Source organism: Flavobacterium panici (assembly GCF_903819335.1).
GTDB lineage: Bacteria > Bacteroidota > Bacteroidia > Flavobacteriales > Flavobacteriaceae > Flavobacterium > Flavobacterium panici.
Window position 1 is genome coordinate 244396 of record NZ_CAIJDE010000034.1, and the last position, 26969, is coordinate 271364.

Sequence of the window (26969 nt, forward strand, 5' to 3'; positions counted from 1 at the left end):
GTTATTTAATTAGTATTTGATCGTTTTTTATGGTGTAATTGATACCGTGAATGTCGTTGAAATAACTCATCACTTTATCAATTGATTCGTCGCTGAAACTTGCATTGAATTTTTCGTTAGCCAGTTTTTCATTTTTATTTACAATAGTAACATTGTAGCGTCTTTCCAGTTTTGTAATAATATTTTTGAATGTCATGTTTCTAAACGTCAGTCCGCCGTTTATCCATGAAGTATAGATATCTGTAATAACCGCTTTAGTCGAAATTTTAGCATTTTCTTTATTGAAACTTCCTTTGAAGCCAGGTTTTAAAATGGTGTTTTTTAAAGCATCAAATTTTTCGTTTGACTGATACATTCCAACAGAACCTTCAACCAAAACAACATCTGTTGCAGCGTCTTCAGGATAATTAGAAACGTTGAAATGCGTTCCCAGAACTCGAACATTCAATTCGTCAGCATTTACAATGAAAGGGTGTTTTTTATCTTTTGCAACATCAAAAAAAGCTTCTCCATCCAGAAATACTTGTCTGCTTTCTCCAGCGATAAATTTTACAGGATATTTTAAAGTCGTTCCTGCATTTAAGTGAACCATAGTTCCATCTGATAATTGAAGGCGGAATTTTTTACCGTATGGAATTTTAATCGTGTTGTAAACTAATCTTTCAGGATCTAAACTGTTTTCGTATGCAATTTTATCTCCGCTTTGATTTCCAACAATATTTCCTTTAGCATCTTTTATTTGTGCCGAATTGTGTTCAGATAAAATCTGCGTTTCGCCATTTTCTAACTGCAGTACAATATCAGAACTTTTAAAATCGAATTTTGGTTCAGCAGGTTTGTCTGAAAGATTTTGTTTATAGAAGAAACCAATTCCCAGTAAAACAATTACAGAAGCAGCAATCGAAATATATTTTCTGAAATTTGATCTTCTCTCTGGCATTTCAATCACAGATTCTTCTTCTTTTGATGCTGATAGGATATTCATGAAAATATCATCAGCAGTTTGTTTGTCCATTTTCGGCATTTCGCCAAGAAGATTTTGAATATCTTCTACCGTTGGAAAATCCTCCGTAAGTTGATTTTTTTTATAATAAGCAACTACCTCGTTTATTTCTTCGGGCGTGCATTGGTTTAAAACAAACTTTTGTAAAAGACTTTTTATTTCAGAATTTGAATTCATTACGAATTGTTTTTAGGTCGGGTTCTGAATATAATACAGCCGAAAACGATTTCAGTACTACTCAAACGTTGTAAATTTTTAAATTTTAACATTTAAAATGATGAAATTTATCGTAAGATGTTGATTTGTAGATGATTTCAAAAAGAAGTTTTTTTGTAAAAATTAAATGGAATGCGGTTTTTGCCCACGGGTTTTACGGATGAAACGGGTTTACACAGGTTTTTTATTTAAAATATAGCCCGTGCTTTCAACCACGGGAAACGTATCGTGATTATGTAATGCTATATATTGCGTCCCCGCGGTTGAAACCACGGGCAATGTTTAAAATTCAGTGTTATAAAAGAATATTGAGTTGAATGGAAAAAAACAAAAAACCTGCGAAAATCCGTTTCATCCGTAAAATCCGTGGGCAATTTCATTAAAACAAAAAAATCACCCGGAAAGAGTGATTTAGTTGGTTAAAAATTGGTTTTGGTTAGATAATCTCGTCGTGAATCTGAAAAAAGACTCGCATTGATTCTAATGCTTTGCTCATTTGATTCCTGACAGTATTTATAGAGATGCCGAGTTCCTGACTAATTTCTTCGTAACTCATGCCTTTCTTTCGTGACATTTTAAAAATTTGTTTCCGCTTTGGCGGTAATTGTTTCATGGCTTGTTTTTGCAGTTTTTTACAGTCTTCTTCCCGAATGGAGTAATCTCCATATTCATGTGATTTTTGACTTTCATAAAAAATAGCTTCTTTCAAAACCAAATCATTTGCGGCTTTATTCAAGGTATTAAAAGCCTGATTTCTCGCAATGGTAAAAATATAAGCCTTAAAAGATTGTTCTAAGTTTAGGTTTTCGCGATGCTGCCAGACTTTCATAAAAACATCCTGTACATTTTCTTCGGCAGCCTCTTTTGATTTTAAAAGACTTATGCTGTAGCCATAAATATCCTGGTAATACAAATCAAAAAGGGAACGAAAAGCTTTTTCGCTGCCATTTTTTAATTCGCTTACCAATAATTTGTCGCTATAGTCTTTGGCTTCCAACATTAAATTAATTAGTTTGTATTTAAATCTAATTATATTACGATACTATCAAAATCGATACTCTAATGTGTTGAGTGGTTAGCAAATATATAAAAATATTATTCGCAGCAAATAATGGTAAAATAAACTTAATTCGGTTTTTTGTGATTTATTTTCAATAAAATCTCAGTAAATACGGTAGTAAAACCCTTTTTATCAAGTTGATAACTTTTTGGCTAAAATTTTAAAAATTAACTATAATGAGCTGTGTTTTTTGAGAATATTCTTATTTGGAATAAAAGTGCTTGAAAAAATAAAAACACTAATTTGTAAAAAAATCCTTTTATCTTTTTTTGAGAAAGACAAAAGGATTATTGAAAATTGAATTTATTTAAGATGTAAAAATTAAATTTTGTGTGATTAGTTTTTCAAATCTTTAATTACTTTAAAAGCAACATCAACCTGATCTTCTCCAACAAGAATTGTAAATTCGTTTGAAGTCGAAATTACCTCATTAATAATAATTCCTTCCCAAGCTAAACGCTGGAAAATGAAATAGTAAATACCAGGAACAACGATGTTTTCTTTAGGTAATTTTACTGTAATAGAAGCAAGGTTGTCTAATTTCTGAATTAGTTTTTCTCTCATAAAGTGTTTCTCCACTAAATGATTTACACTGCTGCTTACTACAATATTAGTTTCGTTTACACCACGGGATGAGGTATAGAAAATATCAGATAAAGCATTGATATCAGAAATTAAATCGGCTTGTTTGTTTAACACAGTTTCAGAAGCTGCAAAAGTGTAATCCGTCAACTCAGATCTAACTGTGATTTCGCCAATATTCTTGATTACCTTATTGATTTTATGGTTTAATTTAAAATCTAATTCTTCAGTCAATCGCTTCAGCGACATTACAACAGCGCCTTGTTTTACTTCTTTGCCAAATTCATTTTCTAACTCAGTCATAATGTTCCGAGAAAGAGAAGTCAGGTTAATAATCCCAAGAGATAAAGCGTTTAAGAGAAATGGTTTCGTTTTGATGTAATTTTCGACGATGGAAGAAACGGTTTTCATAATTTTTTTTTCTTTTTTTTTTGTAACTTAATTGGTGTGGTTTAGTTAATTTGATGTTATAAATCTATGCAAATATAAATAAAAAAACAATTTGTTACAATTATAACAAGAAAAAATTATGTTAAAAATGATAAAATGCATCAGTAAGATGTTCAATTGCAAATGATTCCCTGTTTTTATGGATCGCAACGATGTCAAAACGGATATTTAAATTATCATTAAAATCCTTTTCCCTATAGTTTATGTAGGCATTTACTGCTTTTATTAGAAGTTGAATTTTTTTTGGCTTCACAAAATCCTGCGGAGAACCAAAATCTAAACTCGATCTTGTCTTCACTTCGACGATTGCCAAAACATCATTTTTTTGAGCGATAATATCTATTTCTGCTTTTTGAAAAACCCAGTTTCGGTCTAAAATTTCATAACCATTTTGCTCAAGATATTCCACGGCAAGTTCTTCTCCCTTTTTACCGAGTTCATTGTGTTCCGCCATGTTTTTTTGTTTCAGGTTTGAATTTTAATGATAAAGTTTTTTGCACGCAAAGACGCGAAGTCGCAAAGTAAATTCAAACTTTGCGACTTCGCGTCTTTGCGAGATTTTTTATGTGTGGTATTTTTTTCTTGGCTTAAGAAATAATATTATTTCTGAAAAGTAACCGTACTTCCAGATGCATTCACATCAATAGAAATAGTACTTCCCATAACTAAAGCGCGATTATCCTGAATATGTCCGGCCGGGAAATTAAAGATTACCGGAATGTTGTATTTTTTAGTAACATCATCAATAATTTCTAATGCATTTTTCCCCCACGGAACTTCATTGTCTTTCATTTTGGTCATTCCGCCAATGATAATTCCTTTAAGGTTTTCGATACAGCCGTTACGTCTTAAATTCATCATCATACGATCAATATGATATAGATATTCATCTAAATCTTCAATAAACAAGATTTTATTTTTACAATCAATTGCCGAAGGAGAACCCAATAAACTGTATAATATAGAAAGATTTCCACCCACTAATTCACCAGTTGCTTTGCCAAAACGGTTCATGCTGCTTGGTTCAATAGAATAGGAAAGAGGCTCCCCAAATAAACTCGATTTCATTGAACTAATCGCTGCCGGAGTAGCACGTGGAATCGTAACCGGCATAACACCATGAATTGATTTATAACCCATCGTGTTTAAGTGATTGTGTAAAACCGTAACATCGCTAAAGCCGATAACCCATTTTGGATGTTGTTTGAATTTTGTAAAATCTAATAGATCCAGCATTCTGACAGTTCCGTAACCGCCACGAACACACCAAATTGCTTTTATATTCGGATTATCTAATTGCTTTTGAAAATCGGCAGCGCGTTGTTCATCTGTTCCGGCTAATTGGTGATAATCTAATCCAATTGAACTTCCAACAACAGCTTCCAGACCCCAGCTTTTAAGTAAATCTATAGTTGGTTTTAAATTGTCGTCGATATTTTTTCTGGCAGTTGCTAAAAGTGCTACAGTATCTCCTTTTTGTAAATAAGGTGGTGTTATCATGATTTGTTGGGATTGACAGGTAAATGATTGTAAAGCAAAAATAAGAAATGCCAGTTTAGCACCATTAAAATATTTTGTGATAGTAAGGAAGCTTTTCATAGTTTCTTTTGCTTATTTGAATGTTGAGATTAACAAATATAAATTATTTACTCAATTAAACTATTGAAAATTCTTACAATTTATTTAAATTGAGCTCTTAAATTTTTAAAGTTATGCAAATTATTAAATTTCACTTTTGTTTACTCGCCTTTTTTATAATTTCTCTTTCAAATGCACAATCTAAAAGATATGTAATTCACACCGCAGCCTTTTACAATTTCGAAAATCTCTTTGATATTAACGACGATCCAAGCATAAATGATGACGAATGGACTCCAAATGGTGCTCAGCATTGGACAAAAGAAAAATACGAACAAAAACTAAAAAATCTTTCAAGAGTTATTTCTGAAATTGGAACTCCTGAAAATTCTAATGCGCCTACTTTAATTGGCTGTTCTGAAGTTGAAAACCGCGGTGTTCTTGAAGATTTAATTAAACAGGAAAAAATAGCACCTTACGATTACGGAATTATCCATTTTGATTCTCCCGATCAACGCGGAATCGATGTAGCGCTTCTGTATCAAAAGAAATATTTCAGGCCGACTTCTTATGCTAATATTCCGTTGTTGATTTATAAAAACAAACCAATTCTTCAGGAAGATAAAAACGAAGATTTAGGTGATGTTGAAATCAAAATAGATACTAAAAACCGAGTTTTTACCAGAGATCAGCTTTTAGTAACAGGTTTTTTAGACAATGAAGAAATTCACATTATTGTCAATCACTGGCCATCGAGATCTGGCGGAGAAAAAGCAAGCAGTCCGTTTCGTGAAGCAGCAGGAAGATTAAATCGAAAAATTATAGATTCCCTTCAACAGATAAATCCAATGGCAAAAGTAATTACTATGGGAGATTTAAACGACGGACCTTTTAATAAAAGTATAAAAACCGAATTAGGAGCAAAAGCAAAAAAAGCAGAAGTTCCTGAATTTGGTGTTTATAATCCATTCGAAGAAATGGCAGAAAGAGGAATGGGAACTTTAGCGTTTAGAGATTCCTGGGATATTTTTGACCAAATCATAATGACCAAATCTTTTATTGAACCTGATTTTTCAAGTTTTAAATTCTGGAAAGCAGGAATCTTTAATCGACCTTATTTAATTCAAACTTCCGGAAAATATAAAGGATATCCGTTAAGAAATACTTTAACCGAAGCAGGTTTTAGTGATCATTTTCCGGTTTATGTTTATTTAATACGAGAGATAAAATAAATCACAGTTTTCAGTCTCAGTTTTCAGTCTGAATACTGAGACTGCGACTGTTTACTGAATACTTTTCACTACCTTAGCTTTTCATAAATTCTGAAAAAAAATGGCTATAGCAAAACCATTCAATCTAACAAAATGGATTGAAGATAACCGACACTTACTAAAACCACCAGTTGGAAATAAAAATCTATATGTTGATTCAGGCGATTATATTGTAATGATTGTTGCCGGACCAAATGCACGAAAAGATTATCATTATAACGAAACCGAAGAACTTTTTTATCAATTAGAAGGAAGTATAAAAGTTGTAATTCAGGAAGACGGTGAACGTAAAGAAATGGAATTAAATGCGGGAGATATGTATTTACATCCTGCTAAAATTCCACATTCTCCAGTTCGTTCAGAAGGTTCAATAGGATTGGTAATTGAACGAAAACGCGCCGGAAAAGGATATACTGACGGTTTACTTTGGCATTGTGATAATTGCAATCACAAACTTTATGAAGTGTATTTTGAACTGCATAATATCGAAAAAGACTTTCTTCCTCATTTCGAACATTTCTACAATTCAGAAGAATTAAGAACTTGCGATAATTGCGGAACCATAATGGAAACTGATCCGAGGTTTACGGCTAAGAAATAGTTTTTTTATCCTAACAGGTTTTTAAAACCTGTTAGGTATTATTCCAACAAAATAAATATTAATAAGATTATGAAAGATTTAAGAAAAGAAGAAGATTTCAATCCCAATATAGATAATACTTCAGAAGAGGATTTCTTGTCACACTTAAAAGCAGAAATTAAACGAGGAAAAGAAGATTTAAAAAATGGTAATTTTATTACTCATGAAGAGATGTTATTGGAATTGAAAAGAAAAAAAATCATTTGATCTACAACCCAATTTTTCTCCCTTGTTCAGGATAAATAATCTTCAATCCTAAATCATTTTGGGTTTTCAACTGCTCTTTAATTTTAGTAATATTTTTAGCTGGCGGTTTTAAATGTGTAATAATGATTTTGAAATTATTCAAAGAATCTTTTCCGGCTAATTCTTCCAAAACATGAAGTTCAGTCATTAAATGATTTGGCGTTAAGTGACCAAATAAAAACTTGTCCGGCTGTTCATTTGGGAAAGAAACTTCAATTAAAATACCTTTCAATTGTTTGTTTTGAACCAAAGGTGCAACTGCAGTCCACAAAGCTTTTAATTTATCGCTTTTTTCTACAGAATCAGGGCCTGTGTCTCCTAAATACAAAACATAATTATCTTCATTTTTAATTAAAAAAGCAGTGCTTTCAAATGGATTTACATGACTTAAAGGAAAAGCTTTAACCGTCATTTTTGTATTTGAAAGAGCAGTTTCTTCATTTATATTTAAAGTTTGAAAGTGATATTTTTTCAACGGAAAACCAACGCCTTTGTCTCCAAAATTAGCCCACGTTTGATCATTGAAATAATGATTTTCCATCATTTCCATACATTTTTCAGTCGCATAAACCGTTTTAGAAGAATCGGCAGGAGAATTTATAATTAATCCCGAAACATGATCTAAATGCGCATGCGAAATCAAATATCCTTTTATATATTTTCGTAAAACTTCGCTGGTCGAAACTTTGAAGACTTTGTTTTCAATTGCTTTTTCAATTCCGGCATTTACTGTTCCGGCATCCAGACAAACAAAATCTTTTGTGTTTGCTGGCGCTATTAAATAAGCCGAAAGATTTTTCTCGTCGATTCCGCCTTTTATTCCTAAAGGAACAACCTGAAAAGAAGATTTCTGTTCTTTTTGAGAAAAAGCATTAAATGAAACTAAGACAAAACAAAGCAAAAGCCGACTGAAACTGGTCATATTTATAATTTTAGAAATGCAAATTTCATCAAATTTACCGAATAAATCAGGATCGCTTTGCGTTAATACTTGTAAAATAACTCTAAATTTACTTTGTGTTTAATAGTTCAATATCATTTGAAATTAATTCTAAAATAATATCTTTACATAAAAAAAATATAACAATTTTAACTAAAAAAGTTACAATGACAACAATAGCATCACAATTTGGCATGAATGAAGCTTTGGAAAAACTAGGAATTAAACTGGTTAACGAAGGAACTTCAACTGGAGTAGAGAACTTTTCATCGGGAGAAATTTTAGATAGTTTTTCACCTGTTGATGGAAAATTAATTGCATCTGTAAAAACTTCAACACTTGAAGATTATGAAAAAGTAATGCGTTCTGCAACTGAGGCATTCAAAACTTTTAGATTAATTCCTGCACCGCAGCGTGGAGAAATCGTGCGTCAGTTTGGAGAAAAATTACGTCAAAATAAAGAAGCTCTTGGTAAATTGGTTTCTTATGAAATGGGAAAATCATTGCAGGAAGGTTACGGAGAAGTTCAGGAAATGATCGATATCTGTGATTTTGCTGTTGGATTATCGCGTCAGTTACACGGATTGACAATGCATTCTGAAAGACCAGGACACAGAATGTATGAACAATATCATTCATTAGGAGTTGTTGGAATTATTTCTGCGTTTAACTTCCCGGTTGCAGTTTGGTCTTGGAATACTGCTTTAGCTTGGATTTCCGGAGATGTATGCGTTTGGAAACCTTCTGAAAAAACACCTCTTTGCGGAATTGCCTGCCAAAATATTATTGCTCAGGTTATCAAAGAAAATAATCTTCCGGAAGGAATTTCTTGCTTGATAAACGGCGATTATAAAATAGGAGAGCTGTTGACAAAAGATACTCGTATTCCGCTAATTTCTGCAACAGGTTCTACCAGAATGGGAAAAATTGTTGCACAAACCGTTGCCGGAAGATTAGGTAAATCGTTATTAGAATTAGGAGGAAATAATTCCATTATTGTAACTCCGGATGCTGATATTAAAATGACAGTTATTGGAGCTGTTTTTGGAGCTGTAGGAACTGCAGGTCAGCGTTGTACATCAACTAGAAGATTGATTATTCACGAAAGTATTTATGATAAAGTAAAAGATGCTTTAGTTGCGGCTTACAAACAATTAAGAATCGGAAATCCGCTTGACGAAAATAATCATGTTGGACCGCTTATCGATACACATGCTGTTGAACAATATGCTGTAGCTTTAAATAAAGTAGTTGCTGAAGGTGGAAAAATTCTGGTTGAAGGCGGAGTTCTTTCTGGAGAAGGTTATGAAAGCGGCTGTTATGTAAAACCTGCAATTGCTGAAGCTGAAAATTCTTTTGCTATTGTACAGCACGAAACTTTTGCTCCGGTTTTATATTTGATTAAATATTCTGGTGATGTTGATAATGCTATTGAGCTTCAAAATGGAGTGGCACAAGGATTATCTTCTGCAATTATGACCAACAATTTACGCGAAGCTGAAAGATTTTTATCTGTAACAGGTTCTGACTGTGGAATTGCCAATGTAAACATCGGAACTTCGGGAGCTGAAATTGGCGGTGCTTTTGGTGGTGAAAAAGAAACCGGAGGCGGACGTGAATCTGGTTCTGATGCCTGGAAAATCTACATGAGACGCCAAACGAACACGATTAATTATACAACGAATCTTCCTTTGGCACAAGGAATTAAATTTGATTTGTAATTAAATCTCTTTTAAATATTAGAAAAAAGGCTTCCAAATTTTGGAAGCCTTTTGTTTTTATAAATTATAATATTATAAAGTTTTACTTTTTAATAATAGTTTGATTAAATGAATCTTCGGCAGTATAAATTTTCGCTAAGTAAGTTCCTGTTGAAAGCTGACTGATATCAACACTTTCATTTCCTTTTTGAATAATTTTTACTAGTATACCCGAGATATTATAGATTAAAACCTTTTCTACTTGACTTGGATCTGATACGTATAAAATATCTGAAGCTGGATTAGGATAAATAAATACTTTTTCAATTTCTGTATCAGCAGGAGCTTCTGTTTTTGCCATACGAAGCGTTCCGCCACTGTAAACTGTACTTATATAAAATAAGTTCGAAGTGTCTTTTTTCGTAATTGTATGAGTTCCTGCCGCCAATGAAACTGTTACAATTCCGTTAGAAGCTGCTTTATCAACATTGTCAACTTTTATTGTTGCCGAAGCTTCTACAAAAACAAGCGTTAAAGTACTCGCCTGATTTGTTGTGAATGAAATATTGGTAGAAGATTCAATTTTTAAACATTGCGTCAAAGTCAAACCATTATACGTAACAGTACCTTTAGTAGTCGAAAGATTTCCTGTAATTGCATAAAATGTGCTTGTTTTTCCAGAAGTTGTAAAATTGTGAATTTCGCTTCCAGACGTACCTGTATTTACCGTTATTGTTCCAGATCCCGTTGCTGCAGTTCCTGTTCCTGTAGTTGTAATTGAATATGAAACTGTTGCAGTTGGAGTTCCCGAAATAGTTATTGTTTTTGTCGAACTATTTTTTACAAAACTAATTCCAGAACTTGGTAATCCGGTTACGGTTGCATCAGTTGCGGTTCCTCCCCATGTAAATACAATTGAGTTAATGGCAGTTCCGCTAGTTACCGTTTGACTGTTATTATTTGTTGATGTCAAAGTTTGAGAACCTGCTGTGTTAACAGTAATTGTTCCAGACCCAGTTGCAGGAGTTCCAGCTGTTCCTGTTGTAGCAATTGAATAATTTACAGTTGCAGTTGGAGTTCCAGAAATTGTGATTGTTTTAGCCGAAGTATTTTTTGTAAAAGTCAATCCCGAAGCCGGTAAACCAGTAACGGAAGCATCCGTTGCGTCTCCTCCCCAGGTAAAAACAATAGTGCCGATAGCAGTTCCGCTAGTAACGGTTTGATTGTTATTAGAGGTTGAAGTTAAAGTTTGATTTCCAGCTGGAGGATTTGTTCCGTCCTGAACATAAACCAAATTAGTGTGATAATTTGTCAAAGCCGATTTTAATGCTGTATTTACCGCATCGGCAGTATCGTCAACGGCATTGTTAAATGTCCATTGTAAATCACCACCAGATACACGCCCTGCATATTGCATAACATTTGTTCTTGCAGTTTCCGGACTGTCAGGCGTATAAGAATACATTACACTTGAGTTGGTATCAAAATTATTATACGTTTTAGCGCCTTTTTTTGATGTAATACTGCTACTGATAGTTTCGTTTCTGGTCGATGCTACATAAGCATCAAATTCAACTGGATAGGTTGAAGAATTGTACCCTACAAAACGAGTTTGTCCGCTCATTGTATTGTTAAAAGCTTTAATGGTTCCGCCGTCTTCGCTTGAAAAAGTTCCTTCGGCACCATTGTAAACATCAGTTCCCTGCATTGAAGTCAGCATTGGATATTTACAATTTCTAAAATAATTAGCTTCTACAAAAACAGAGGAACCTAAAGTTGATCCAACACCATATTTTGAATTTCCATCATAATAGTTGTTATAAACGTGAGCAGAATAATAACGTACACGAGGATGACGTGAATCAGAGTGATCATACCAGTTGTGGTGGTATGTAATATATAAACCGGCAGTAGTTCCTTCGCTTAAACCTAAAAGATTACTTTTTCCTGAATCCCAAAAGTGATTGTATGAAAAGGTAATGTAAGTAGATTTTTTACAGTCTAAAGCTCCGTCACCTTTAACCTGATCGGCATCACTTCCGGCATTTCCGTAAAAGAAATCACAGTTGTGAACCCAAACGTAATCATTATCTTGCTGTAAGCCAATATTGTCGCCTTCGCCGCTGTCGCAGTTCATTGTTCCAATATTTCGAATTTCAATGTTTGATGCATTTTTAACTCTTATTCCCCAGCCATCTGCAACAGCATCATTTCCTATTCCTTCCAGAGTAAGATAAGCCGAAGCATTTTTGCTGTTTTCAATAACAATATCACCGCTCATCATATAAGATAAATCGGTAATTTGTCCAACCAAACGAATAATTACAGGTCTTAACTCTTTACCTTTTTTGTAACCGTCAAGAATAGTTTGCAAACCAACGCAAGGATTTGTTGTCGCACCAGTTACATTAAGAGAAACAGTGTTTTTAGTCTGTTCTGTTACGTAAATAATTACCGCATTATTTTTTGGAGTTCCGTCTGCATTATAGGCACCGGGAACGCGGGAATTAGCAAAAGCAAATCCAGATCGATCGTGTGCTTTAACTGTCAATGAACTTGTTGTGGTACCAGTTCCTTCAACACCAGAAATAACTGGTTTGATTTTTACAGTATAAGATCCGGCTTTTAAACCCGGAATATCGGCACGAAAATAACTTCCATAGCTTCTAATAAGCTGAGTGTCAATTTTTCGATCGACAACTCCTTCACCTGTATAATATACATTATACGTTTGAGCGTTGCTTACGGGCTGCCATTTTACAAAAGCAGATTCAAGCCATGCGCTGGCTTCAGTAATTTGCTGTGACCAGGTTTGCACAGCAATAAAAAACATAGCTAAAAAAAGTAGGTTTTTTTTCATAATTGTTTAAGTTAGACATTAATAAAAGTTTTTTGTGGTTTTTGTGGTTCTCGACTAAAATTAAGATTGTAATCGATTACACGAAATTATACAAAATTTTGATATTCTTATTTATTTTGTCTTAAAAAAACATATACGTAAAATTAATCACTAATATTTTAGTTAAAATGTAATTTATTGCACTAATTGTAATTTATCACATGTTAAAATATTTCTAGCGAAAGCCTAATTTTATTGACGTTTTAAAGAGGTAAAAAGGGATATGTTTTTAGAATTTATATTTTTATAACTTTTAAACCTGTTTTTGTTAAAATGTATTTTTTGTAGGAAAAAGAATCTTTTTAGTAGGTTTGTATTTTGAATATGTAAACTAATTATTAGAATATGAAGCATAAAAAAAGCCTTTTTGAATTTCAAAAAGGCTTTTTTTTATGTGTAAAGAAAATTTTAATTCTTACTTGACAATTTAGATAATAATCTTAAAAATTCGATATACAACCAAACTAATGTGATCATTAATCCCATTGCACCATACCATTCCATGAATTTTGGCATTCTTTCCTGAACACCTTTTTCAATTAGGTCAAAATCTAAGAATAGGTTTAAAGCAGCAATTATAATTACAAAAACGCTAATTCCAATACTCATCATTCCATTTCCGTAATGAACCGGAGTAAAATTAAAAATTAAAGAAGCAATCCATGAAATTAGATAATAAGTTGCAATAGCAAGAGTAGCAGCAATTACAACTGATTTGAATTGTTCTGTAACTTTTACGATTTTAAATTTGTATAAACCTAAACAAACTAAGAAAGTAACCAATGTAGCTCCAACTGCGTTTATTACAATTCCAGGATACATAGCTTCAAAAATAGCCGAGATTCCTCCAATGAATAATCCTTCAAATAAGGCATAACCCGGAGCAAGATACGGTGATAATTGTGGTTTAAATGCAGAAATTAAAACAAGAACAAATCCAACAATTGCACCTCCAATAGCAGGCAGCATAATGTTCAGTCCGTTAAAAGCCATCCACCATGTTACCATAGCAGCGCCGCATAATATTAAAAATAAAATAGCTGATTTATTAATCGTACCAGACAAAGTCATTTCCTGATTGTAATCAATAATCTTTGCTTCGTGTACTTCTTCAGCTCTTGAAACAGCATTTGATGAAAAACGCTTGTTACTTAAAAAAGGATTTTTTGAATTGAAGGCCATAGTTTTTATGCTTTTAGTGAACCCAAATATATGGAGTTTTTTTGAAGTCTGTAATTTAACTTTAAATTTTTAACATGAAATTTTCTTTTGAAAACTGCTGTAAAACAAAAAATCCACCAAAAGAAACTTTTGATGGATTTGTATATTTTTTAATCTGAATTTTTAATTCAATAGATCTAAAACTAATGAAGGGAATAAACCTAAAGCAATATTTAAACCAATAGAAATAATTGCAACGGCATAAATAAGGAATGGTTTTCCTGTACGCTCTTCATTTGGTTCTTTAGAATACATGGCCAAAATTAATTTGAAATAATAACCAACACTTATAATAGAGTTGATTACTGCAACAATTACAATAGCAACATAACCAGCATGAAGTGCCTGATCAAATAAGAATAATTTTGCAAAGAATCCTGAGAAAATCGGAATACCGGCCATAGACAATAATGAACCAGTCAAGATTGCAGCTAATAATGGATTCGTTTTTCCTAAACCGTGAAAGTTTACGATATCTTCGTTATCCTGATTTTTACATACATATAAAATAACGCTGAATGCAGCAATACCAGCTAAAGCGTAAGCAGCAGTATAATACAATAAAACTCCTGCAGAAGTTGCAATAGTTAAGAATGTAATTAACATGAAACCTGCGTGAGAGATTCCAGAGAATGCCAGCATACGTTTTACATTTACCTGACGTAACGCCATTATATTTCCAACGGTCATAGAAGCAATTGAAATTACAAGAATAATATTTTCAAATGTTCCTAAAAGATCCTGATTTTCCAAAGAAGGAATTAAATTCAATCCTGAAACTAATTTAAATAATGTTGCAATCGCTATTACTTTTGCTAACGTACTCATTAAAGCAGTTGTTAAAGCTGGAGAACCTTCGTAAACGTCTGGTGCCCAAAAGTGAAAAGGTACTGCTGCAATTTTAAAGAACATTCCAATTGTCATTAAAATCATTCCGATAGGAAACCAGATTGGTAACTCAGCAGATAAAGAACTTTCGTGAATTTCTGCAATATCAAAAGTTCCCATAGCTCCGTAAATCAAACAAATTCCGAATAAGATAATTCCAGATGCGAAAGATCCCATTAAGAAATATTTCATACCTGCTTCATTACTTTTAATGTTCAAACGATCGCTCGCTGCAAGAACATATAATGCGATAGATAAAATTTCGATTCCAAGGAAAAACATCGATAAGTTTCCAAAAGAAACCATAGCAACTCCTCCGGCTAATAAAAATACTTTTATAGCGATATAATCGGAGATTTTTGTCTGATGATTTTCGTAAAAATTATGGCTTAATGCTACAAGGAAAATAGTTAAAATAATAAACAATGATGAAAAAGCAGTCGAGAATTTACTCACCGTAATCATGTTATTGTAATAACTTGCTGTTGTTCCAAATTCGTAAAAGTTTAGTGCCAAAACTCCCAATAAACCTAAAATGGTAAACGGAACAATGCCTTTTCTAAAATTTAGAATTTCAAACAATAGGCAGAAAATACCCAATCCTGTTATAGCTATTAATGTATTCATTTTTGTTTTTTTGATTTAGGAAATCTAAAACGCCCTAATTTATTTTATTTAAAATATTAATTTTTATTGATAACGTTTAAAATCGTTTCTAAACTTGGAGTAATCAAATCTGTAATTGGTTTTGGATAAAATCCAAAGAATATTAAAACAGCAATAATCGCAACTAAAGAAATTCCTTCGTTAACAGAAACATCAGCAAAAGTTTTTGAATTTGTTTCGCCCAACATTACGTTTTGGAACATTTTCAACATATAGTAAGCTCCTAAAATAATCGTTGTTCCGCCTAAAACAGCAAACCAAATGTTTATTTGAGAAAGGCTGTATAGTACAGTAAACTCTCCAACAAAGTTAAATGTAGTTGGTAAAGCAACAGATGCCAAAACCAAAATTAAAAACATTGAAGTGAATTTTGGAGATTGTGTACGGATTCCGCCTAACTCGCTAATATTTCTAGTTTCAAATCTTCTGTAGATAATTTCTGCAGCATAGAATAATCCAACAACCACAAAACCGTGAGCGATCATTTGTAAAACGGCACCTCGGAAACCATCAAGAGTTAAAGTGTAAGATCCCGCAGCAATTAATCCAACGTGAGCAAGAGATGAATAAGCTAATAATTTCTTTAAATCTTTTTGTCTTAAAGCTACGATTGAACCGTAGATAACGCCTGCAATTCCTAAAGCAATAAAAATATTCATGTATTCTTTTGCAGCAAGAGGTGCAATTGGCAACTGCCAGCGAATAACACTGTATAATCCCATTTTAAGCATGATACCAGATAAAAGCATTGTTCCGACAGTTGGTGCTTTTTGGTACACATTTGCCTGCCATGTATGGAAAGGAATAATAGGAATTTTGATCGCATAAGCTAAGAAGAAAGCAAGGAAAATCCAAAGCTGTTCGCAAGCAGATAATTGTACTTTATATAAATCTTCAATTAAGAAAGAACCTGCTTTTTGGTATAAATAGATAAAAGCAGTCAACATAAACAACGAACCTGCAAGTGTGTAAATAAAGAATTTAACCACTGCTTTTCTGCGTTCTTCAGCATCACCGTTACCCCAAATAAGAGCAATAAAGTAAATAGGAATAAGAGCTAACTCCCAGAAAATATAATATAAAAGACCATCTGCAGCAAGGAAAGTTCCTGTCATAGCAAATGCCATAAATAAAATCAGAGCATAAAAAGCTTTTGAGTTTTTATATTCATTCCCGAAAGAAGAGAATATAATAATTGGAGTTAAAGCCGTTGTCAATAAAAGCATGGCAAGACCTAACCCGTCAGCATTTAGCGCAAAAGAAATTTTAGGCTGATTGATCCACGCATTGATAAGACTGATATTTTCTCCAGCATTAAAATGGTTTAACAATACAACCGAACAGCCTAAAGCTGCCAAACTAAAGAACAAAGCTACTTTTGAAGCGAGTTTGTCACCAGCAAAATAGGTGATAAATGCACCAACTAAAAGAATAATTAATATAAGAGAAACGTTCATAGTTATAAAATTATTGAGCTAAAAATATATAAGAAACAATCGCGCAAAGACCTAAAACGAAAGCAAAAAGATATAATCCAATACTTCCTGTCTGTAGTTTTTTACCCTGAAACGCCAATTCGTTTGCTGCTTTTCCTAATCCAAAAACAACTGCCGATAATCCCGTTTCAATATAGTCTCTAAAGAATCTTGATAATGCATTTACAGAACGAACAAAAATCGCATCGTAAGCTTCATCTACATAATATTTGTTATACAACACTTTTGTTAAGCCTGTAATATTTTCGTCAGCTTCAGGAACATTGTCTTGTTTGAAGTATTTGATATAAGCAATTAAAATTCCTAACAATCCGCCTAAAACAGCAACTCCCATTAAAGTATATTCTGTTGCGCCCAAATGATGTTCTTCGCCAGCCACTTTTGTGAAAAGAGGTGCTAAATATTCATTTAACCAGCTGTTTCCAGGTAAACTAATTAATCCTCCAAAAGTTACTAAAAGAGCTAAAATCATTAAAGGGAAAGTAATTAAACCGTCACTTTCATGTAAATGATGTTTTTGTTCTTCAGTTCCTCTAAAATCTTTAAAGAAAGTTAAGAACATCAATCTGAACATATAGAAAGCTGTCATGATTGAAGCAATAGATCCAACAACATATAATGGAATACTGTGGTGGAAAGCAGTCAATAAAATTTCATCTTTTGAGAAGAAACCTGAGAAAAACGGAACTCCAGAAATAGCCAATGAAGAAACCAACATTGTCCAGAAAGTGATTGGCATTGCTTTACGCAATCCTCCCATTTTACGCATATCCTGCTCACCGTGTAAACCGTGAATTACAGAACCAGATCCTAAGAATAAACAAGCTTTAAAGAAAGCGTGTGTGATTACGTGGAAAACTGCTACTTCATAAGCCCCAAATCCTAATGCCAAGAACATTAATCCTAATTGAGAAACTGTAGAATAAGCTAATACTTTTTTAATATCAGTTTGTACTAAACCAATTGTAGCAGCAACTAATGAAGTTATCGCTCCAACAATTGCAATTACAGTCTGCACATCTGTTGCAAGATCAAAAACAAAGTTCAATCTCGTTACCATAAAAATACCAGCTGTTACCATCGTAGCAGCGTGGATTAATGCAGAAACAGGAGTTGGTCCTGCCATCGCATCTGGTAACCAAGTGTACAACGGAATTTGAGCAGATTTACCACAAGCTCCAATAAACAGACATAAAGCGGCTAAAGAAAGTAATGGTAAATTTAAGTTTGTCGCTCCTGCGATTGCAGTTTTTAAAGTGGCATAATCTAAAGTTGAGAACATTGAACCAATAATGAACATACCAATTAAAAGACCTAAATCTCCAATTCTGTTCATGATAAAAGCCTTTTTTGCAGCATCGTTATAATCCTGGTTTTTATGCCAGAACCCGATAAGTAAATAAGAGCAAAGTCCAACACCTTCCCAACCAATAAATAATACTAATAAGTTGCTTCCAATTACAAGTGTAATCATAAAGAATACGAACAGATTTAAATACGCAAAAAACTTGTGCATATTTTCATCATCATGCATGTAACTGATAGAGTATAAATGAATCAAAGATCCAATTCCGGTTACGAATAATAACCACAGAACAGATAACTGATCTAATAAAAATCCAAGATTGATTTTTAGATTACTAATTTGAATCCAGTCAAATAAAGTAACTTCAATTCCTTTTCCGGTTGAAGTTATTTGATTAAAAAGAACTAGAGTAACTATAAAAGAAACAGCCACGGCAGCAGTTCCGATGATTCCCGAAACTGTTTTCCCCAAGCTTTTTCCAAAGAAAACATTGATTAAAAATCCTAAAAAAGGAGCTAAAACTAAAACTAAAGCTAAATTGGTATCCATTTCTATTTTATCCTTTTAAATTTTTTAAATTATCGATACTAATTGAACCGATGTTTCTGAAAATAGAAACTAAAATCGCCAATCCTACCGCAACTTCAGCAGCAGCAACCGCCATCGAAAAGAATACAAAAACTTGTCCTTGTGCATCCTGATGGTAAGTTGAAAAAGCCACAAATAAAAGGTTTACTGCATTTAGCATGATCTCGATAGACATGAAAACGATAATTGAATTTCGTCTGTACAATACACCAAAAACACCAATACAAAAAAGTACAACACTTAAAAAGATGTAATTTTCAATACCTATTTGATTTAATATATTACCCATTATTTATTTAATTTTTCTTTTTTAGACAATAATACAGTTCCAATCATCGCAACCAAAAGTAAAATCGAAGCAAATTCAAAAGGTACCATATATTCGTTCAACAATATTTTACCCAATACTTTAATAGATTGGAAATCTTCTCCGGTTGAATCATAATCTCCAACAATTGGTTTAGAATTGATGAAAATTGCAATTAAAACAATAACAATTAAACAGAAAGAAACAATCGCTCCTAAACGTGTAATCCTTGGGCGGTGTACATCTTTTTGTTCGTTAAGATTCATCAACATAATCGTAAACAGGAACAAAATCATAATCGCTCCAGAATAAACAATTATATGTACAACAGCTAAAAATTGAGAGTTCAATAATAAATAATGACCAGCGATAGAGAAAAAACAAATCACTAAGTAAATAGCAGAGTGAATAGGGTTTCGGCTAAAAATGGTTAAAAAGGCAGTTATTACTGTAATAAACGCTAAAATACAAAATATAACACCTACAGGAGTTGCGTTTGCGAAATCAGGAATATGTATCATTTAGTTAGCGTTATTAAGTTGTGAATTTTTAATAGCCATTTCTAAAGGCATCACTAATTTGTCTTTTCCAAAAATGAAATCTTCTCTTTCATAACTTGCAGGAACTAAAACCTTAGAAGTTGTCAAATAAATAGCATCTTTTGGACAAGCCTCTTCACATAAACCACAGAAAATACAACGAAGCATATTTATTTCATAAATCGAAGCATATTTTTCTTCTCTGTATAAATGTTTCTCGTCTGGCTTACGTTCAGCAGCTTTCATTGTAATAGCTTCTGCAGGGCATGATAAAGCACATAATCCGCATGCAGTACAATTTTCACGACCTTGCTCATCACGTTTCAACATGTGCTGACCACGATAAACCGGGCTCATTTCACGAACTTGCTCCGGATAATGAATCGTAATTTTTTTTCTAAAAAGGTGCTTAAGCGTAATCGCCAAACCTTTTACAATCGCCACAAGATACAATCGTTCAATAAAAGTCATCTCTTTATTAGAGACCACTTTTTTTCTACCCGATAATGATATAGTTTCTATTGACATTTTTTAATCTATGATTTATGATTTACAATTTGAGTTCAGTCAAATTCAAAATCTATTTTTATTTTTATTTGAAGCTAATCCTGCTATCCGCTGTATCTTTAATTTTTCTAAAGAAAAAAATTAAAGGATGCCGCTTCTATCAGGGCTAGGGCATTACGGTTCTTAGAATCCTAAAGCGGCTGCGATATCGTGTCTTAAAATAACAGCGCCCGTAATCATAATATTAATAATCGAAAGCGGAATCAAAATTCTCCAGCCTAAGTTCATTAATTGGTCGTATCTAAATCTTGGAATTGTCCAGCGTACCCACATGTAAAAGAATATGAAGAAACATATTTTTACAAACAATACAGCAATTCCTAAAAGATTAGCGGTATTTACTCCAACATTTTCTACCATCCACTGCATTCCAGGATAGTTATAACCTCCAAAGAATAATACAGAAATAATAGTAGCAGAGATAAACATACTTGCATATTCAGCAAATAAATAGAATCCCATTTTCATTGACGAATATTCTGTGTGGTAACCTCCAATTAATTCGTTTTCACATTCTGCTAAATCGAACGGAGTTCTGTTAGTTTCTGCAAATGAACAAATTAAGAATATTAAAAACGAAACTGGCTGATAAAAAACATTCCAGTTCATTCCTTGCTGCTGTAATGAAATTTCTTTTAAACTCATTGTTCCGGTCATCATCAACAGTGCAATCATTGATAATCCCATAGCAACTTCATAAGAAACCATTTGAGAAGCTGCACGAACAGCCCCCATTAATGAGAATTTATTGTTAGAAGCCCATCCACCAATCATGATACCGTAAACTCCAACAGAAAGAACTCCAAAAATGTATAATAAAGCAATATTTACATCTGTTGCCTGAAGAATAATATCTCTTCCAAAAAGATGAAGTCTGTCTCCCCATGGAATTACAGCACTTGTCATCAAAGCTGTACTCATGGCAATTGCCGGACCTACAACGAATAAAAATCTGTTTGGCGTGTTTGGGAAAAATTCTTCTTTAGAGAATAATTTCATACCATCGGCAAGCGGCTGTAATAAACCTCCCCAACCTGCACGGTTTGGTCCAACACGATCCTGAAGAAAAGCAGCAACTTTACGTTCTGCCCAGGTAGAATACATTGCCATAATCATTGTTACCGCAAAAACGACAACAATAACAACACTTTTTTCTATAATAAATGCACTTTCCATTTCTTAAGAATTTTTTTCATTAGTAGTTAATGGAATTGCAGCCATACTAATTTTTTTACGGTCGATATCGCGGCCTAAAAGAATATTCTTTTCAGTATCGATTTCAACTTTCTCTAATTTTTGAGTGTAGTTATTTTGATTGATAACAGAATCTTTTTCAAATTCTCTAGGTCCTTCAATAACCCAGTCATTTACATCTTTGTGATCAAAACGACAGCTGTTGCAAATGAATTCTTCTACTTCATGGTACTCATCTTTACGACCAGTCACACGTTGAATTTCTCCACCAAACATCCAAACTGTAGTTTTACCGCAGCATCCAGGAGTAGTACATTCTCTGTGTGCGTTATAAGGTTTATTAAACCAAACTCTTGATTTAAAACGGAAAGTTTTGTCAGTTAAAGCTCCAACCGGACAAACGTCAATCATGTTTCCAGAAAACTCATTGTCGATTGCTTTAGAAATTCCGGTTGAAATATTAGCGTGGTCACCACGATCTAATACTCCGTGAACTCTGTTGTCTGTCAATTGATCTGCAACTTGTACACATCTTTGGCATAAAATACAACGGTTCATATGCAGTTGAATATTTGGACCAATATCTTCTGGTTCAAATGTTCTTTTTTCTTCAATAAAACGTGATTTTGGGTTTCCGTGCTCAAAACTTAAATTTTGAAGATCACATTCACCAGCCTGATCACAAATAGGGCAGTCTAATGGGTGGTTGATCAATAAAAATTCTGTTACAGATTTACGCGCCTCGGTAACTCTGGCAGAAGATTTACTGTTTACTTCCATTCCGTCCATACATCCTGTTACACAAGATGCCATTAATTTTGGCATGGGTCTAGGGTCAGCTTCACTACCTTTAGAAACTTCAACTAAACAACAACGACATTTACCGCCGCTGCCTTTTAATTTTGAGTAATAGCACATGGCTGGCGGCACCAAATCTCCACCAATCATACGTGCAGCCTGCAGGATCGTTGTTCCTGGCTCTACGTCTATACTTTGACCGTCTATGGTTACTTTCATCTCTTTATGATTTGAATGTTGAAAGTCGGAATATTTTAAAGAATTGCTGTCCTTTTAATATTATGAACTTTATAACTTTCTGCTTTTTATTTTTATACGATTACTTTACCGCCTACTAAATGCTTTACTTGCGAAAAAGGTTCAGCAACAAAGTGATCTCTATTTTTGATTTTTTCAGGGAAACGAACGTGATATTCAAATTCATCTCTAAAGTGACGAATCGCTGCTGCTACTGGCCAAGAAGCGGCGTCACCAAGCGGACAAATTGTGTTTCCTTCAATTTTACTTTGAATGCTCCAAAGTAATTCGATATCTTCTTCACGGCCTTGACCGTTTTCAATTCTCCATAAGATTTTTTCTAACCATCCAGTTCCTTCACGGCAAGGTGTACATTGTCCGCAAGATTCGTGGTGATAGAAACGAGCGAAATTCCAAGTGTTTCTTACAACACAAGCAGTATCATTGTAAACAATAAATCCTCCGGAACCTAACATAGATCCGGTAGCAAAACCACCATCACTTAAAGATTCGTAAGTCATTAAACGATCTTCACCGTTTGCTGTTTTGAAAATCAATTCAGCTGGTAAAATCGGCACAGAAGAACCTCCCGGTACAAATGCTTTTAATGGACGGCTTGAAGACATTCCTCCTAAATATTCATCAGAATTCATGAATTCGTCAACACTTAAACCTAATTCAATTTCGTAAACTCCAGGATTTTTGATGTGTCCGGAAGCAGAAATTAATTTAGTTCCAGTAGAACGTCCAATTCCAATTTTAGCATAATCGTCACCAGAATTGTTTACAATCCACGGCACCGTTGCAATAGTTTCAACGTTATTTACCACAGTTGGATTTGCCCAAAGTCCTGAAACCGCAGGGAATGGTGGTTTAATACGAGGATTTCCTCTTTTACCTTCCAAAGATTCTATAAGTGCAGTTTCTTCTCCGCAGATATAAGCTCCAGCTCCACAGTGAACGTGTAACTCTAAATCGTAACCCGTACCTAATATATTTTTTCCTAACCATCCGGCAGCCTTAGCTTCGGCGATTGCTCTTTCTAAAATTTTGAAAACCCACATATATTCTCCACGAATGTAGATATACGAAAGGTTAGCACCTAATGCGTAACTAGAAGTAATCATTCCTTCGATCAATAAGTGAGGAATAAATTCCATCAAATAACGATCTTTGAAAGTTCCCGGCTCTGATTCGTCAGCGTTACAAACTAAGTGTCTTGGTTTTCCTGATTTTTTATCAATAAAGCTCCATTTCATTCCGGCAGGGAAACCCGCGCCGCCACGACCACGAAGACCTGATTTTTTTACTTCTTCGGTAACTTCATCCGGTGTAAGTGTTTTTAAAGCTTTTTCTACAGAAGCATAACCACCATTTTGGCGATATACTTCGTAGGTTTTAATTCCAGGAATATTGATTTTATCTAATAATATTTTTTGTGACATCTTATTTATCGTGTAATATTATTTTATCATCTTTACAATCAGCGATTAACTGATCGATTTTTTCTTCTGTCAATTTCTCTTTGTAGAAATCGCCTAATTGCATCATCGGAGCGTATCCGCATGCACCTAAACATTCTACACCGGCAATGGTAAACATTCCATCGGCAGTTGTTTCACCCATTTTAATGCCTAATTTTTCAGAAGTATAATCCATTAAATTTTCGGCACCGCTTAAACAACAACAAGACGTCTGGCAAAATTCAAACATGTATTTTCCAATTGGTTTTTGGTTGAACATGGTATAAAAAGTAACCACTTCATAAACCTCAATTGGTTTTATCTGAAGAATTTCGGCAACCTTGTCCTGCAGTTCAATGCTAAGCCAGTTGTTATGCGCATCCTGCACTTCGTGCAAAACAGGCAGTAAAGCCGATTTTTGTTTGCCTTCCGGATAATGACTAATCAATTCATTGATACGAGCGATCAATGCCTCAGTCATATTTATTTCTTGTTTGTAATGTTTACGTTCCATTTTTTATTTTGGATTTTAGATTTTAGATTTTAGATTTTTTCAATCTGGATCTATAATCGGCATTCTTTTTAAATTTTAGATTTCTGATTTTAAATTTTAGATCTTCCAATCTGCAATCTAAATTCTAAAATCTGCAATCTTTTTACGCGTCTAATTCTCCTGCAATTACGTTTAAACTCGAAAGGATAACAATTGCATCAGAAAGTAACGCACCTTTAATCATTTCAGGATATGCCTGGTAGTAAATAAAACAAGGTCTTCTGAAATGTAATCTATATGGAGTTCTGCTTCCGTCTGTAACTAAATAAAAACCTATCTCTCCGTTTCCTCCTTCAACAGGGTGGTAAATTTCGGCAACCGGAACAGGAACTTCTCCCATTACGATTTTAAAGTGATAGATTAATGATTCCATCGAATTATATACATCTTCTTTTGGAGGAAGATAATAATCAGGAACCTGAGCATGGTATTCGTTTCCTTCTGGCATTTTTTCCAAAGCCTGACGAATAATGCTTAAACTTTCCCAAACTTCAGCGTTACGAACACAGAAACGATCGTAAGTGTCACCTGATTTTCCAACAGGAACAATAAAATCAAAATCTTCGTAAGATGAGTAAGGCTGGGCCACACGAACGTCGTAATCAACTCCGGCAGCACGTAAGTTTGGACCTGTAAATCCGTAAGCCATTGCTTGTTCAGCAGAGATTGCACCTACGTTTACAGTTCTGTCAAGGAAAATTCTGTTTCTTTCGAATAAGTTTTCGAATTCTTTCCATGCAACTGGAAATTCTTCAAGGAATTTATCTAGTTTTTTGAAAGCTTCTGGAGACCAGTCTCTTTCAAAACCACCAATTCTTCCCATATTTGTAGTCAAACGAGCTCCACAAATTTCTTCGTAGATTTCGTAGATTTTTTCTCTAAATTGAAAAACGTATAAGAAACCAGTATACGCACCAGTATCAACCCCAAGAATCGAGTTACAGATTAAGTGGTCTGTAATACGAGCCAGCTCCATTACAATAACTCTTAAGTATTGTGCTCTTTTTGGAACTTCAACACCTAATAGCTTTTCTAATGTCATCCACCATCCCATATTATTAATAGGAGAGGAGCAATAGTTCATACGGTCTGTAAGAGGAGTAATTTGGTAAAACGGACGATTTTCGGCAATTTTTTCGAAAGCTCTGTGGATGTAACCAATAGTTGGTTCAGCTTCCAGAATTCTTTCACCATCCATTAATAGGATATTTTGAAAAATACCGTGAGTCGCAGGGTGGGTAGGACCTAAATTCAGTACTGAAAGCTCGCTTCCGTCTTCGTTTAGTTTCTCCTTAATTATTTTAGCATAACGATGCTCTGGTGGTAATAATAGTTCTGACATTTTATAATGTTGAATTATTTATTTTTTAGCAATTTGTTGTTGTTCTTCCAAAGAATCTGTCGTCTTTATCAGTTCTTCCGCTGTCTTCCATTGGGAATTCTTTTCTCATTGGGAAAGACACCATTTCGTCCATATTCAAAATACGTTTCAATTGCGGATGGCCAATAAAATTGATTCCGTAGAAATCGTATGTTTCTCTTTCCATCCAGTTTGAACTTAAAAAGATATTTGAAACAGTTTTGATTTCTGGTTTTTCGCCATTCAGATAAACTTTAATTCTCAAACGTTTGTTTTCGTACCAGTTGTGCAAATGATATACGATAGCAAACTGACGTTCTGAATCGTTGTCTGGGTAATGAACCCCGCATAAATCTGTTAAAAAGTGAAAACGTAGTTCAGAATCGTTTTTAAGGAATAAAATCAACGCTGTAATTTTATCAGCTGAAGCTTCTAAAGAAAAAATATCTCTTTCTTGCTGAAAGTTAAAAACATCGTTATTAAATGTTTCTGTAAGTTTATCTTGAATCAGGGTATTTTCTAAAGCCATCTTATGAGATATTATATGAAGCTAATAATTCTTGGTATTCTGGTGAACTTCTGCGTCTAACAGATTCGCTTTTTACCAATTCTTGTAATCTCATTACACCGTCAACAATCTGCTCTGGTCTTGGCGGGCATCCAGGAACGTAAACGTCAACCGGGATTACTTTATCAATTCCTTGTAAAACTGAGTAAGTATCGAAAATACCTCCTGATGAAGCGCAAGCTCCAACAGCAATTACCCAGCGCGGCTCAGACATTTGTTCGTAAACTTGTCTTAAAATTGGAGCCATTTTTTTAGAAATAGTTCCCATTACTAATAACATATCTGCCTGACGAGGAGAAAAACTCACACGCTCAGATCCAAATCGTGCTAAATCGTAATGTGAAGCCATTGTTGCCATAAACTCAATTCCGCAGCAAGATGTTGCGAATGGTAAAGGCCAAAGAGAATTCGCGCGTGCCAAACCAACAACGTCATTTAGTTTTGTAGCGAAGAAACCTTCTCCTACAACTCCTTCCGGTGGCGCAACCATATTTACATTTGAATCGCTCATTTTATTTTAGATTTCTGATTTTAGATTTTAGATTTGTTGAAATCATAAAAAGTAAAATCAATTTTTTTAAATCAGTATATTAATTCAAAGGAGTTTAAATTTTAAATTTTAATTCAAGACAT

Annotated in this window: 25 protein-coding genes; 4 read left to right on the forward strand and 21 right to left on the reverse strand. The window is 33.8% G+C overall.

Annotated elements, in window-relative coordinates:
* Nucleotide 1 precedes the first annotated feature (1 nt).
* From FLAPXU55_RS07300 to FLAPXU55_RS07320, 5 genes are all read right to left on the reverse strand, one after another.
* Entirely contained in the window at nt 2-1180 is a 1179-nt protein-coding gene (locus FLAPXU55_RS07300) for a FecR family protein (RefSeq protein WP_180857142.1), read from the reverse strand.
* A 475-nt stretch (nt 1181-1655) separates the two neighbouring features.
* Nucleotides 1656-2219 carry an RNA polymerase sigma factor gene (locus tag FLAPXU55_RS07305; RefSeq protein WP_180857143.1) on the reverse strand — a complete coding sequence of 188 codons (564 nt, stop codon included), beginning with the start codon at nt 2217-2219 and terminating at the stop codon, nt 1656-1658.
* Nucleotides 2220-2615: 396 nt separating this feature from the next.
* On the reverse strand, nt 2616-3272 hold the full coding sequence (locus FLAPXU55_RS07310) for a hypothetical protein (protein ID WP_012023298.1): 657 nt from the start codon (nt 3270-3272) through the stop codon (nt 2616-2618).
* Between the two features lie 121 nt (nt 3273-3393).
* The gene (locus tag FLAPXU55_RS07315) at nt 3394-3765 is read right to left on the reverse strand and encodes a YraN family protein (RefSeq protein WP_180857144.1); all 372 of its coding nucleotides are present in this window, start codon (nt 3763-3765) and stop codon (nt 3394-3396) included.
* Between the two features lie 146 nt (nt 3766-3911).
* On the reverse strand, nt 3912-4811 hold the full coding sequence (locus FLAPXU55_RS07320) for a S66 peptidase family protein (protein WP_180857320.1): 900 nt from the start codon (nt 4809-4811) through the stop codon (nt 3912-3914).
* A gap of 212 nt (nt 4812-5023) precedes the next feature.
* On the opposite strand from FLAPXU55_RS07320, the gene FLAPXU55_RS07325 reads away from it, so the two are divergent.
* The 3 genes from FLAPXU55_RS07325 (at nt 5024) to FLAPXU55_RS07335 (ending at nt 7007) form a co-directional block, all read left to right on the forward strand.
* Entirely contained in the window at nt 5024-6121 is a 1098-nt protein-coding gene (locus FLAPXU55_RS07325) for an endonuclease/exonuclease/phosphatase family protein (protein WP_180857145.1), read from the forward strand.
* A gap of 100 nt (nt 6122-6221) precedes the next feature.
* Complete coding sequence (locus FLAPXU55_RS07330) at nt 6222-6761, forward strand: 3-hydroxyanthranilate 3,4-dioxygenase (RefSeq protein WP_180857146.1); 540 nt, start codon at nt 6222-6224, stop codon at nt 6759-6761.
* 69 nt (nt 6762-6830) lie between these two features.
* Nucleotides 6831-7007 (forward strand): hypothetical protein, encoded by a 177-nt coding sequence (locus FLAPXU55_RS07335; protein ID WP_180857147.1) that lies wholly within the window; start codon nt 6831-6833, stop codon nt 7005-7007.
* A 1-nt stretch (nt 7008) separates the two neighbouring features.
* Here the strand turns inward: FLAPXU55_RS07335 and FLAPXU55_RS07340 are convergent, their stop codons facing one another.
* Nucleotides 7009-7968: an MBL fold metallo-hydrolase gene (locus FLAPXU55_RS07340; RefSeq protein WP_180857148.1), complete on the reverse strand. Its 960-nt coding sequence runs from the start codon at nt 7966-7968 to the stop codon at nt 7009-7011.
* Between the two features lie 185 nt (nt 7969-8153).
* On the opposite strand from FLAPXU55_RS07340, the gene amaB reads away from it, so the two are divergent.
* A complete protein-coding gene (gene amaB / locus FLAPXU55_RS07345; protein ID WP_180857149.1) occupies nt 8154-9707 on the forward strand; it encodes an L-piperidine-6-carboxylate dehydrogenase in 1554 nt (517 codons plus the stop codon).
* Nucleotides 9708-9789: 82 nt separating this feature from the next.
* On the opposite strand, the gene FLAPXU55_RS07350 is transcribed toward amaB, so the two are convergent.
* The 15 genes from FLAPXU55_RS07350 to FLAPXU55_RS07420 all read right to left on the reverse strand — a co-directional run bounded on the left by FLAPXU55_RS07350 (nt 9790) and on the right by FLAPXU55_RS07420 (nt 26847).
* Entirely contained in the window at nt 9790-12546 is a 2757-nt protein-coding gene (locus tag FLAPXU55_RS07350) for a pectate lyase family protein (RefSeq protein WP_180857150.1), read from the reverse strand.
* A 447-nt stretch (nt 12547-12993) separates the two neighbouring features.
* Nucleotides 12994-13767: a Bax inhibitor-1/YccA family protein gene (locus tag FLAPXU55_RS07355; protein ID WP_053471556.1), complete on the reverse strand. Its 774-nt coding sequence runs from the start codon at nt 13765-13767 to the stop codon at nt 12994-12996.
* 162 nt (nt 13768-13929) lie between these two features.
* Complete coding sequence (locus tag FLAPXU55_RS07360) at nt 13930-15321, reverse strand: NADH-quinone oxidoreductase subunit N (protein ID WP_053471555.1); 1392 nt, start codon at nt 15319-15321, stop codon at nt 13930-13932.
* Nucleotides 15322-15377: 56 nt separating this feature from the next.
* A complete protein-coding gene (locus tag FLAPXU55_RS07365; RefSeq protein ID WP_180857151.1) occupies nt 15378-16817 on the reverse strand; it encodes a complex I subunit 4 family protein in 1440 nt (479 codons plus the stop codon).
* A gap of 10 nt (nt 16818-16827) precedes the next feature.
* Nucleotides 16828-18711: an NADH-quinone oxidoreductase subunit L gene (gene nuoL / locus FLAPXU55_RS07370; RefSeq protein WP_180857152.1), complete on the reverse strand. Its 1884-nt coding sequence runs from the start codon at nt 18709-18711 to the stop codon at nt 16828-16830.
* A 7-nt stretch (nt 18712-18718) separates the two neighbouring features.
* Nucleotides 18719-19039 carry an NADH-quinone oxidoreductase subunit NuoK gene (nuoK, locus tag FLAPXU55_RS07375; protein ID WP_012023318.1) on the reverse strand — a complete coding sequence of 107 codons (321 nt, stop codon included), beginning with the start codon at nt 19037-19039 and terminating at the stop codon, nt 18719-18721.
* Nucleotides 19039-19578, reverse strand: a complete 540-nt coding sequence (locus FLAPXU55_RS07380; protein WP_053471552.1) for an NADH-quinone oxidoreductase subunit J family protein — start codon at nt 19576-19578, stop codon at nt 19039-19041. The genes nuoK and FLAPXU55_RS07380 overlap by 1 nt, the downstream gene beginning before the upstream one ends.
* Entirely contained in the window at nt 19579-20124 is a 546-nt protein-coding gene (locus FLAPXU55_RS07385; protein ID WP_053471551.1) for a NuoI/complex I 23 kDa subunit family protein, read from the reverse strand.
* Nucleotides 20125-20286: 162 nt separating this feature from the next.
* Nucleotides 20287-21339 carry an NADH-quinone oxidoreductase subunit NuoH gene (gene nuoH, locus FLAPXU55_RS07390; protein ID WP_073483760.1) on the reverse strand — a complete coding sequence of 351 codons (1053 nt, stop codon included), beginning with the start codon at nt 21337-21339 and terminating at the stop codon, nt 20287-20289.
* Between the two features lie 3 nt (nt 21340-21342).
* Nucleotides 21343-22374 (reverse strand): 2Fe-2S iron-sulfur cluster-binding protein, encoded by a 1032-nt coding sequence (locus FLAPXU55_RS07395; protein ID WP_053471549.1) that lies wholly within the window; start codon nt 22372-22374, stop codon nt 21343-21345.
* 92 nt (nt 22375-22466) lie between these two features.
* Nucleotides 22467-23837, reverse strand: coding sequence for an NADH-quinone oxidoreductase subunit NuoF (gene nuoF / locus FLAPXU55_RS07400; RefSeq protein WP_072955480.1), 1371 nt, complete (start codon nt 23835-23837; stop codon nt 22467-22469).
* Between the two features lies 1 nt (nt 23838).
* A complete protein-coding gene (locus FLAPXU55_RS07405) occupies nt 23839-24369 on the reverse strand; it encodes a complex I 24 kDa subunit family protein (RefSeq protein ID WP_035646225.1) in 531 nt (176 codons plus the stop codon).
* 142 nt (nt 24370-24511) lie between these two features.
* A complete protein-coding gene (locus tag FLAPXU55_RS07410; protein ID WP_053471547.1) occupies nt 24512-25750 on the reverse strand; it encodes an NADH-quinone oxidoreductase subunit D in 1239 nt (412 codons plus the stop codon).
* 25 nt (nt 25751-25775) lie between these two features.
* Entirely contained in the window at nt 25776-26297 is a 522-nt protein-coding gene (locus FLAPXU55_RS07415) for an NADH-quinone oxidoreductase subunit C (RefSeq protein WP_053471546.1), read from the reverse strand.
* A 1-nt stretch (nt 26298) separates the two neighbouring features.
* Entirely contained in the window at nt 26299-26847 is a 549-nt protein-coding gene (locus tag FLAPXU55_RS07420; RefSeq protein WP_053471545.1) for an NADH-quinone oxidoreductase subunit B, read from the reverse strand.
* Between the last annotated feature and the right edge of the window lie 122 nt (nt 26848-26969).

Excerpts from the sequence above, each read along its gene's own strand:
- FLAPXU55_RS07300 (WP_180857142.1), bottom strand. The coding sequence starts at position 1,180 with ATGAATTCAAATTCTGAAATAAAAAGTCTTTTACAAAAGTTTGTTTTA.
- FLAPXU55_RS07305 (WP_180857143.1), bottom strand. The coding sequence starts at position 2,219 with ATGTTGGAAGCCAAAGACTATAGCGACAAATTATTGGTAAGCGAATTA.
- FLAPXU55_RS07310 (WP_012023298.1), bottom strand. The coding sequence starts at position 3,272 with ATGAAAACCGTTTCTTCCATCGTCGAAAATTACATCAAAACGAAACCA.
- FLAPXU55_RS07315 (WP_180857144.1), bottom strand. The coding sequence starts at position 3,765 with ATGGCGGAACACAATGAACTCGGTAAAAAGGGAGAAGAACTTGCCGTG.
- FLAPXU55_RS07320 (WP_180857320.1), bottom strand. The coding sequence starts at position 4,811 with ATGATAACACCACCTTATTTACAAAAAGGAGATACTGTAGCACTTTTA.
- FLAPXU55_RS07325 (WP_180857145.1), top strand. The coding sequence starts at position 5,024 with ATGCAAATTATTAAATTTCACTTTTGTTTACTCGCCTTTTTTATAATT.
- FLAPXU55_RS07330 (WP_180857146.1), top strand. The coding sequence starts at position 6,222 with ATGGCTATAGCAAAACCATTCAATCTAACAAAATGGATTGAAGATAAC.
- FLAPXU55_RS07335 (WP_180857147.1), top strand. The coding sequence starts at position 6,831 with ATGAAAGATTTAAGAAAAGAAGAAGATTTCAATCCCAATATAGATAAT.
- FLAPXU55_RS07340 (WP_180857148.1), bottom strand. The coding sequence starts at position 7,968 with ATGACCAGTTTCAGTCGGCTTTTGCTTTGTTTTGTCTTAGTTTCATTT.
- amaB (WP_180857149.1), top strand. The coding sequence starts at position 8,154 with ATGACAACAATAGCATCACAATTTGGCATGAATGAAGCTTTGGAAAAA.
- FLAPXU55_RS07350 (WP_180857150.1), bottom strand. The coding sequence starts at position 12,546 with ATGAAAAAAAACCTACTTTTTTTAGCTATGTTTTTTATTGCTGTGCAA.
- FLAPXU55_RS07355 (WP_053471556.1), bottom strand. The coding sequence starts at position 13,767 with ATGGCCTTCAATTCAAAAAATCCTTTTTTAAGTAACAAGCGTTTTTCA.
- FLAPXU55_RS07360 (WP_053471555.1), bottom strand. The coding sequence starts at position 15,321 with ATGAATACATTAATAGCTATAACAGGATTGGGTATTTTCTGCCTATTG.
- FLAPXU55_RS07365 (WP_180857151.1), bottom strand. The coding sequence starts at position 16,817 with ATGAACGTTTCTCTTATATTAATTATTCTTTTAGTTGGTGCATTTATC.
- nuoL (WP_180857152.1), bottom strand. The coding sequence starts at position 18,711 with ATGGATACCAATTTAGCTTTAGTTTTAGTTTTAGCTCCTTTTTTAGGA.
- nuoK (WP_012023318.1), bottom strand. The coding sequence starts at position 19,039 with ATGGGTAATATATTAAATCAAATAGGTATTGAAAATTACATCTTTTTA.
- FLAPXU55_RS07380 (WP_053471552.1), bottom strand. The coding sequence starts at position 19,578 with ATGATACATATTCCTGATTTCGCAAACGCAACTCCTGTAGGTGTTATA.
- FLAPXU55_RS07385 (WP_053471551.1), bottom strand. The coding sequence starts at position 20,124 with ATGTCAATAGAAACTATATCATTATCGGGTAGAAAAAAAGTGGTCTCT.
- nuoH (WP_073483760.1), bottom strand. The coding sequence starts at position 21,339 with ATGGAAAGTGCATTTATTATAGAAAAAAGTGTTGTTATTGTTGTCGTT.
- FLAPXU55_RS07395 (WP_053471549.1), bottom strand. The coding sequence starts at position 22,374 with ATGAAAGTAACCATAGACGGTCAAAGTATAGACGTAGAGCCAGGAACA.
- nuoF (WP_072955480.1), bottom strand. The coding sequence starts at position 23,837 with ATGTCACAAAAAATATTATTAGATAAAATCAATATTCCTGGAATTAAA.
- FLAPXU55_RS07405 (WP_035646225.1), bottom strand. The coding sequence starts at position 24,369 with ATGGAACGTAAACATTACAAACAAGAAATAAATATGACTGAGGCATTG.
- FLAPXU55_RS07410 (WP_053471547.1), bottom strand. The coding sequence starts at position 25,750 with ATGTCAGAACTATTATTACCACCAGAGCATCGTTATGCTAAAATAATT.
- FLAPXU55_RS07415 (WP_053471546.1), bottom strand. The coding sequence starts at position 26,297 with ATGGCTTTAGAAAATACCCTGATTCAAGATAAACTTACAGAAACATTT.
- FLAPXU55_RS07420 (WP_053471545.1), bottom strand. The coding sequence starts at position 26,847 with ATGAGCGATTCAAATGTAAATATGGTTGCGCCACCGGAAGGAGTTGTA.